Annotated in this window: 6 protein-coding genes and 1 tRNA gene; 3 read left to right on the forward strand and 4 right to left on the reverse strand. The window is 71.5% G+C overall.

All coding sequences use genetic code 11. From position 1 onward, the window contains the following. The coding region (locus G5C65_RS25570; RefSeq protein ID WP_478501612.1) for an excinuclease ABC subunit UvrA at positions 1-1,595 on the reverse strand (1,595 nt) is incomplete at its 3' end. A gap of 139 nt (positions 1,596-1,734) precedes the next feature. Here G5C65_RS25570 and G5C65_RS25575 point away from each other — a divergent pair. Both G5C65_RS25575 and G5C65_RS25580 read left to right on the forward strand, forming a co-directional pair. Then, positions 1,735-3,171, forward strand: a complete 1,437-nt coding sequence (locus tag G5C65_RS25575) for a lipase maturation factor family protein (protein WP_165301288.1) — start codon at positions 1,735-1,737, stop codon at positions 3,169-3,171. A 180-nt stretch (positions 3,172-3,351) separates the two neighbouring features. Next, positions 3,352-3,425 (forward strand) — tRNA-Pro (locus G5C65_RS25580). Positions 3,426-3,594: 169 nt separating this feature from the next. On the opposite strand, the gene G5C65_RS25585 is transcribed toward G5C65_RS25580, so the two are convergent. The 3 genes from G5C65_RS25585 to G5C65_RS25595 all read right to left on the reverse strand — a co-directional run bounded on the left by G5C65_RS25585 (position 3,595) and on the right by G5C65_RS25595 (position 7,208). Beyond that, positions 3,595-4,809 (reverse strand): SGNH/GDSL hydrolase family protein, encoded by a 1,215-nt coding sequence (locus G5C65_RS25585; RefSeq protein WP_165301289.1) that lies wholly within the window; start codon positions 4,807-4,809, stop codon positions 3,595-3,597. Positions 4,810-4,919: 110 nt separating this feature from the next. After that, the gene (locus G5C65_RS25590; protein WP_165301290.1) at positions 4,920-6,440 is read right to left on the reverse strand and encodes an FAD-dependent oxidoreductase; all 1,521 of its coding nucleotides are present in this window, start codon (positions 6,438-6,440) and stop codon (positions 4,920-4,922) included. 69 nt (positions 6,441-6,509) lie between these two features. Beyond that, the gene (locus tag G5C65_RS25595; protein WP_165301291.1) at positions 6,510-7,208 is read right to left on the reverse strand and encodes a TetR/AcrR family transcriptional regulator; all 699 of its coding nucleotides are present in this window, start codon (positions 7,206-7,208) and stop codon (positions 6,510-6,512) included. 134 nt (positions 7,209-7,342) lie between these two features. Here G5C65_RS25595 and G5C65_RS25600 point away from each other — a divergent pair, with 134 nt between their 5' ends. Further along, positions 7,343-8,473 carry an FAD-dependent oxidoreductase gene (locus G5C65_RS25600; RefSeq protein WP_165301292.1) on the forward strand — a complete coding sequence of 377 codons (1,131 nt, stop codon included), beginning with the start codon at positions 7,343-7,345 and terminating at the stop codon, positions 8,471-8,473. The last annotated feature ends 69 nt before the right edge of the window (positions 8,474-8,542 follow it).

Raw genomic sequence — 8,542 nt, forward strand, 5'->3', positions numbered from 1 at the left:
CCCCCGGTCCGCTCCGCGACCAGCCCGGCGAGGACCTGGCTGACCAGCGTCGACTTCCCGGAGCCCGAGACCCCCGTGACGGCCGTGAAGACGCCGAGGGGGACGTCCGCGTCCAGGCCGCGGAGGTTGTGCCGGGTGACGCCGGACAGGGACAGCCATCCGCTCGGCCGGCGCGGCGAACGTTCCGGGCGCCGCGCCGCCCCCGCCGGGCCGTGCCCGTCGAACAGATAGCGGCGGGTGACGGACGCCTCGGTTCCGGCCAGGCCCGGTACGGGACCGCTGTAGAGCACCTCTCCCCCGTGCTCGCCCGCGCCCGGACCGACGTCCACGACCCAGTCGGAGCGGCGGACGAGCGACATGTCGTGCTCGACGACGAAGAGAGAGTTCCCGGCGGCACGCAGTCGGCCGAGGACCGTGAGCAGCGCCTCGGTGTCCGCCGGGTGCAGCCCGGCGGAGGGCTCGTCGAGCACGTACACCACTCCGAAGAGCCCCGATCTGAGCTGCGTCGCCAGCCGCAGCCGCTGGAGCTCGCCGGCGGAGAGGCTGGGGGTGGGCCGGTCGGCGCTCAGATAGCCGAGGCCGAGCTCGGTCAGCACCTCGATACGGGAGACGACATCGCGGGCGAGGGCGGCGGCGGCGTTCTCCGGGGCGTCCGTGCTGGGCCCCAGCACCTCGGCCAGCCGCTCCAGTGGGAGCGCCGCCAGTTGGGCGATGTCCCATCCCGCGAACGTCACCGCGAGCGCCTCCGGCCGCAGCCGGCGCCCGCCGCAGCCGGGGCAGTCCGCGCTCACCAGAGAGCGCCGCACGCGCTCGCGCAGGGTGGCGCTCTTGGTGTCCGAGAAGGTGTGCAGGACGTAGCGCTTCGCGCTCTGGTAGGTGCCCTGGTACGGCCGGTGGATGCGCCCGGCGTCGCGCACCGGGTGGACGGTCACCACCGGCTGCTCGTCGGTGAACAGCAGCCACTCGCGGTCCTCGCGCGGCAGCTCGCGCCAGGGCCGGTCGATGTCGTAGCCGAGGGTGGCGGCGATGTCGCGGAGGTTCTTGCCCAGCCAGGCACCCGGCCAGGCCGCGATGGCGCCCTCCCGGATGGTGAGCGAGGGGTCGGGAACGAGCGAGTCCTCGGTCACCCGGTGGACGGTGCCCAGGCCGTGGCACTCGGGACAGGCGCCGGCCGCGGTGTTGGGCGAGAAGGCGTCGGAGTCGAGGCGCTCGGCCCCTGCCGGATAGCGCCCGGCCCGGGAGAAGAGCATGCGCAGTGAGTTCGACAGGGTGGTGACCGTGCCGACCGAGGAGCGGCCGGTGGGCGCGGAGCGGCGCTGCTCCAGGGCCACGGCGGGCGGCAGCCCGGCGACCTCCCGGACCAGGGGCGCACCGACCTGGTGGATGAGTCGCCGCGCATACGGGGCGACCGACTCGAAGTAGCGGCGCTGGGCCTCCGCGTACAGCGTTCCGAAGGCGAGCGAGGACTTCCCGGAGCCCGAGACTCCGGTGAAGACGACGAACGCGTCCCGTGGAATGTCCACGTCGACGCCCCGCAGATTGTGCTCGCGGGCGCCGCGCACCCGTACGTAACCATCAGTACCGCCATCGCTCATCCGTCCATGATCGACCACGCCCCCGCCCACTGCCTCCAGGCCCCAGGCACCGGGCACCGGGCCCCGGGTACCGGGCACCGGGCTCTGTGCGGCTCCACTCACGGTCCGCACGAGTGACGGGACCGCCAGGGTGGTACCCATGGCCGCCATGGACTGGTTCACGCCCTGGTTCTCCGCGCCCGGCTACGGGCTCACCAGGCTGGTGCTCCAGCGCGCGCTGGCCTGCGTGTACCTCGTCGCGTTCGTCTCGGCCGCGCTCCAGTTCCGCGCGCTGCTGGGGGCGCACGGCCTGCTGCCGGTCCGTACCTTCGTACGGCGCGTCCCGTTCCGTGCGACACCGAGCATCTTCCACTGGCGCAGCTCCGACCGCTTCGTCATGGGCTGCGCCTGGGCGGGGGCGGCGCTTGCGGCGGCGGTGCTGGCCGGGGCGGCGGACGCGGTGCCGCTCGCGGCGTCCATGGCGCTGTGGGCACTGCTGTGGCTGCTCTACCTCTCACTCGTGAACGTGGGCCAGACCTGGTACTCCTTCGGCTGGGAGTCGCTGCTGCTGGAGACCGGCTTCCTGGCGGTCTTCCTGGGGAACGGGGACATCGCCCCGCCCGTGCTGGTGCTGTGGCTGCTGAGGTGGCTGGTGTTCCGCGTGGAATTCGGCGCGGGACTGATCAAATGGCGTGGCGACCCGTGCTGGAGGGATCTCACCTGCCTGTACTACCACCACGAGACCCAGCCGATGCCCGGCCCGCTGAGCTGGTACTTCCATCACCTCCCCGCACCGCTGCACCGTGTCGAGGCGGGGGCCAACCACGTGGCGCAGCTCGTCGTGCCTTTCGGCCTGTTCCTGCCGCAGCCGATCGCGACCGTCGCGGCCGGAATCCTGATCATCACCCAGCTGTGGCTCGTGCTGTCGGGGAACTTCTCCTGGCTCAACTGGCTGACCATCGTCATCGCCCTCGCCGCGGTGGACCCCTCGCCGCTGGCCGGGACCCCCTCCTACGGGCCGACGCCACTCTGGTTCGCCATCCTGGTGTGCGGAGTGACGGCGCTGGTCGCCACGCTCAGCTACTGGCCGGTACGGAACATGGTCAGCAGCCGTCAGCAGATGAACCGCTCCTTCACCCCTCTCCATCTGGTCAACACCTACGGGGCCTTCGGCAGCGTGACCCGCGTCCGCCAGGAGATCGTCCTGGAGGGGACGGACGAGGCGCGGATCACGCCGCGGACGGTGTGGCGCGAGTACGAGTTCCGGGGCAAGCCCGGTGACGTGGGACGGCTGCCGCGCCAGTTCGCCCCCTACCACCTCCGCCTCGACTGGCTGATGTGGTTCGCCGCGCTGTCGCCCGCGTACACGCGCGGCTGGTTCGAGCCGCTGGTCGCGCGGCTGCTGGAGAACGACCCCCGCACACTCCGGCTGCTGCGGACCAACCCCTTCCCCGACACCCCGCCCGCGCATGTGCGGGCGCTGCTCTACCGCTACCGCTTCACCACGCGCGCCGAGCACCGCGCCACGGGCGACTGGTGGCACCGCACCCTCGTACGCGAGTTCCTGCCGCCGGTACACGCCGAGAGGGAACGCTGACCCGCCATCGAGAACTCCGGGAGGCCCACCTCGCCAGAAAACCTCGCATACCGGCACTTAAATCCTGGCTGTCGGGGCCGACCCCGCCAGCAGCGGAGAGGGGTGCGCAAGCACCCCCTGAAGTGCTGTATTGTTCTTTGTGCGCGAGCGGCGCGGGGAAGGCCCGAGCCGGACGGGCACCGGGACGTGGCGCAGTTTGGTAGCGCACTTGACTGGGGGTCAAGGGGTCGTGGGTTCAAATCCCGCCGTCCCGACAGGAAAATTGCAGGTCAGGGGCGGTTTCCCAGCGTGGGAAGCCGCCCCTTGCTGGCATTCCAGGGCCCATTGGGAGAATTCCGGGAGATGATCTCCCTCCGTCTGCCCTGCCGGGTGGACCCTGCTCCGTGTCCCGGGAGGGTCCGCCGGCAGCCGCCTCGGGCAGGATCAGTCGAAGAGGGAGAGGTCGATGGATTCCGCGAGAGCGGCATAGCCCGCGTCGCTGCCGTGGAGGTTGTCGCCCATGTGCAGGTCGCTGCGGATGCGGCTGGGATCGGCAGGGTCGCACCAGACGGCGTCGAAGTCCAGTACGCCGTCGAAGGCGCCGCTCGTGCGGATCCATGCGTTGACCTGCTCGCGCGCCTTCTCTCCCTCGGATGTGTACATCTCCGAGCCGCCGTAGGGAGCGATGGTCGCGGCATACGCCTTCGCGCCGTGCGCGCGGGCCCGAGCCGCCAGCTGGAGGTGGGCGGCGATGATGTCGTCCACGCCGACTGGCGCACCGGGGAACATGTCGAGGAACCCGGCGCTCTCCCCGGTCCGCGGGGCGAAGGAGAAGACGAGGTCGTTGCCCACGGCGATCACCACATGGCCGAGCCCCGGCGTGGCGAGGATGTCGCGGTCGAAGCGGGCGAGGGCGGCGGTGCCGATGCCGTCGGTGAGCATACGGTTGCCGCCGATGCCCTGGTTGACCACGCAGCGCGCCTGTCCGCCGCGCTCTGCGAGGCGCCGGGCGAGCAGGTCCGTCCAGCGTCGATCTGCGCCGGGGGTGGAACCGATGCCGTCGACGCGGGAGTCGCCGACGACGGCGATGGACTTGGTCGGGGTGCCGGGCTGCACTTCCACGGCCGTGATCAGGGCTTGCGCCGGCAAGGGGGTGGCGTCCGTGGGCAGCGACGCGAGCGCGGTCGCGTCGCCGGAGATGAGCCAGCCGAGCGCGTGGAAGGTCCCGTGGCAGGTTGCGGTGTCGACGCGGCCAGGCAGATAGAGGCTGATGGTCAGCCGCGACAGCGCCGCGGTCGGCAGGTCGACGGGATCGCTGAGGATCGGCGCACCCGCCGGCACGGTGGCCGTCGGCCGGCCGCTGAAGGTCACCTCTTGATCGCTCCCGTTCCGGATCTCGCCGTCGGTGTCCGCGGTGGCGACACGGGCGGCGCCGATGGTCAGCGGTGCGGTTCCGTACTCGTTGCTGAGGCGGATGCGGATGCGGTGTCCGCCGCCGGTGACGCGGACGACTTGCCGCAGCGTCGCGTTCTCGAAGGGTTCGATGGAGCTGACGGAGTTGTCCGGTGCCTGCGGGGAGGCGCCCCAGGTGCGCACCCATGCGTCTGGGTTCGGGTCCGAACCTTCGGGGCTGGAGGGGCTGTTGGTGGCGCTGTTCATGGGCGCTGTCCTTTGGTAGTCGGGCGTCACGCGGTGCTTGAGGTCGGCGTGTTCCTCACCCAGGCCGGGGGCGAGGACATGGCTGTGTCCCCTGCCGGTAGCCGCTTGCTCTAGCTCTCCGGGGTGGCGAACCACTGGGCGGCGGCCTGTTCGAACGCATCGCGATCGGGGGTGTCGCTCGCCCAGGCGACGACGCCGTCAGGTCGGACCAGTACGGCCGCCAGCCCGAGGCCGTCGCGCACCGAACCGGATGCGTACCGGAGCCGGCCCGCCCATCCCCCGGCTGCACCCCGCAGCGCGCCGTCGGCGGTGAAGTCGAGCGCGACGCCCTGGCCTTGGTGCATCAGGTCACCGAGGCGGGTGCCGTCGTCGAAGCGGAAGTCCGGGGCGCTGCGGCCGACGAGCGGGTGCTCACTGCCCAGGTCGTAGTGGTGGAACAGGCCCGATGTCCGGCGGTACACGTGGGTCGCGCCGTCGGGGGTGCTCATCAGGTCGCGGACCAGCCGGCGCAGCGCGGGGGCGTCGGGGCCCGGCTTCATGGTCGCCACCTGGGCCCGCGACCAGTCGAGCACCGCGGCGCCGACGGGGTGTCGCTCGCTGGTGTAGCTGTCCAGCAGGCCCTCGGGGGCGCGGCCGTGCACGGTGGCGGCGAGCTTCCAGCCGAGGTTCATGGCGTCGCCGATGCCGAGGTTGAGCCCTTGGCCGCCCAGCGGCGAGTGGATGTGCGCGGCGTCGCCGGCGAGCAGCACGCGGTCCTTGCGGTAGGTCGTCGTCTGCATGGCGCGGTCGGTGAAGCTGGAGGCGAGACGGACCTCGTCCAGCGTCACGTCGGTGCCGGAGATACGGCGCAGCACCGTCTGGAGGTGGTCGCGGGTCAGCGGCTGGGAACGGTCGAAGGTGCCGCCGTCGAAGTCCATCATGCCCAGGTGCCCTTCGAGGGGCGTGCGCAGGTACATGCCGTTCGGTGTCAGGTTGAACCCGAGGGGCAGCTGCTCGGGGTCGGCGAAGGCGACCTGCGCGACGTAGCCGGTGAACAGCGGTTCCGTGCCGGTGAAGTCGAAGCCCGCGAGCTCGCGTACCGCACTGCGCCCGCCGTCGCATCCGACCAGCCAGCGCGCCCGGTACTGCTGCCCGCCCGCCGTGGCGACAACGCCCTCGTCCTCCTGGCTCACGGCGGTGACGGGAACGCCCCGGACGATCTCCACGCCGAGCGCTGAAGCTCGCTCGGACAGCACCGCCGCGACCGCTTCCAGGCTCGTCATGAAGCCTTCCATCGCCGGACCGGGCAGCCGGAACGGGAGGGCGGCCGTGTCGATGTCGGCCGCATCGAGGGTCATGCCCGCGAAGTGGCTCAGCTCACGAGGGGCGGGCGCCTCGACCGCCGCAGGGGCCGCGCCGACCTTCTCCACGTCGACGCCGGAAGCCTTCGCCGTCGCTTCCAGCAGCCCGCGGCGGTAGAACGTCTCGGCGGATCCGGCGTTCAGGCCCCTCAGCCCGAGCGGAAGCGCCTTCAAGGGCGGGGTGGGCTCCTGGTCCCGTTCGAGCACGAGGACGGAACAGCCGGACAGGGCCAGCTCGCTGGCCAGGAACAGACCGACCGGGCCGGCGCCCGCGACGACTACGTCGTGCACAAGCGTTTCCCTTCTGAAACCAACACGTGGGGCTGCGCCGGCCGGATGAGGAGGGGCGGCGCAGGCGGGTCACCGCAGCCGGGTGAGGCCGTCGAGGACGATGGCGATGCCGGTGAGGAACTGCTCGCGGTCGTCGTGCTCGGTGATCTGGCCGACGATGGCATGCATGAACGGGTAGTCCTCGGGGTTGAGTTCCTGCCACGCCGCCGAGGTCGCGCCCAAGAACTCCTCGCGGTCCGCCGCGGGTTCGACCCCCGAGGTGTCCCCCTCGATGCGGGCGTTCTGGCTGACCGCTCCGAGGATGTAGTGCACGAGCGTCGAGGCCGCGTCGAACCAGCGGGCTTGCGGCACGCCCAGGGCGCCCATCTGCCGGCCGATCCGCTCGAAGACCCCTACCGTCACCGGGCCGACCGGGTTGCGGATGATCTGGAGGGTCAGCCGCGTGGCGAGCCACTGGTGATCGGCGATCGCGTCGAACAGAGCCAGTGCGACGGCGCGGATCTCCTCTGCGGGCGTGGCCGAAGCCTGCGCCGGCTTGGTCGCCAGTGCCGCGGTGATGACGGTTTCCGTCGCCGTGTCCAGCAGCTCGTCCCGGGTGCCCACGTGGTAGTAGACCGCCCCGGACCCCGTGGCCAGGCGCTCGGTCAACGCCCGGACGGTCAGTGCGCCCTCGCCACCCGCATCCAGCAGCTCGATGGCCGTGTCGATGATGTGCTCCCGGGAGAGCACCTGGTTACGCCGCTGTGTCCGGCGCGCTCGGGTTGCCATACCTCGACTATGACACACTTGGAATGGTGCACCAATTTGGTTCAGCGGACCACTTTGGATTATTGTTCTACTTTAGAACAGTGCACCAACAGCGGCGAGCGGTCTTGCCGACCGCGAGAGCGAGAAGGGGCACCATGCACCACGTCACGATCATCGGCGCAGGGCTCGGCGGGCTCACGCTGGCCCGTGTCCTCCACCTCCACGGCATACCGGCCGAGGTCTACGAGGCGGAAACCTCCCCCGAGGCACGGGCGCAGGGCGGGATGCTCGACATCCACGACTACAACGGGCAGCTCGCCCTCAAGGCGGCCGGCCTGATGGACGAGTTCCGCGCCATCGTCCTGGAGGGCCGCCAGGCGATGCGCGCTCTGGGCCAGGACAGCACTGTCCTGTTCGAGAAGGCCGACGACGGCAGGGGCGGCCGTCCGGAGGCGCAGCGGGCGGAACTGCGGAGGATGCTGCTCGACGCCCTGCCGGAGGGCACCGTCCGCTGGGGCCACCGGGTCACGGCCGCCCACAGCCTTGGCGACGGTCGCCACGAGGTGACCTTCGCCGACGGCAGCAGCGTCACCACGAGCCTGCTCGTCGGCGCGGACGGCGCCTGGTCGCGCATCCGCCCGCTGCTGTCGAAGGCAACGCCCGCATACGCCGGCACGTCGTTCGTCGAGACCTACCTGTACGACGCCGACACCCGGCACCCTGCCGCCGCGAAGGCTGTCGGCGGCGGTTCGATGTTCGCCCCCGCGCCGGAGAAGGCGATCACAGCGCACCGCGAACGGGGCGACACCCTGCACGCCTATGTATCGCTGACCAGGCCGCTGGAGTGGTTCGACCAGGTCGACTTCTCCGATCCGGCGGCGGCCGCCACCCGCGTCGCGGCCGAGTTCGACGGCTGGGCGCCCGAGCTCACCGCGCTGATCATCGACACCGACACCCCGCCGGTCCTGCGCCCGCACTGCGCCCTGCCTGAGGGGCACAGGTGGCAGCGGGCGCTCGGGGTGACCCTGATCGGCGACGCTGCCCACCTGCTGGCCCCTAACGGTGAGGGAGCCAACTGGGCCATGTGCGACGGCGCCGACCTCGCCAACGCCATCGCCGCCCACCCCGACGACGTCGAGGCCGGGCTCGACACACACGAGCAGGCCATGTTCACCCGCATGAGCCAGGCCGCCGACGAGACAGCCGAACACCTGGAGGAAACCTTCGGCGACGCCATTCCGGAGAGCCTGCTCGCCCTGATGCCCGCACACCGGCAGGACCGCTGAGCAGGCCGGGCAGGACGCCGCCTCGGCGATCTCCTCCCGACCCCGCGAGCATCGCGGGGGGAGGGAGGG

This window comes from Streptomyces boncukensis, from assembly GCF_011045075.1.
Taxonomy (GTDB): Bacteria; Actinomycetota; Actinomycetes; order Streptomycetales; family Streptomycetaceae; genus Streptomyces; species Streptomyces boncukensis.

Bases quoted from the DNA above. Each gene is read 5' to 3' on its own strand.
- G5C65_RS25575 (WP_165301288.1), top strand. From the start codon at position 1,735: ATGGCCGCCATGGACTGGTTCACGCCCTGGTTCTCCGCGCCCGGCTAC.
- G5C65_RS25585 (WP_165301289.1), bottom strand. From the start codon at position 4,809: ATGAACAGCGCCACCAACAGCCCCTCCAGCCCCGAAGGTTCGGACCCG.
- G5C65_RS25595 (WP_165301291.1), bottom strand. From the start codon at position 7,208: ATGGCAACCCGAGCGCGCCGGACACAGCGGCGTAACCAGGTGCTCTCC.
- G5C65_RS25600 (WP_165301292.1), top strand. From the start codon at position 7,343: ATGCACCACGTCACGATCATCGGCGCAGGGCTCGGCGGGCTCACGCTG.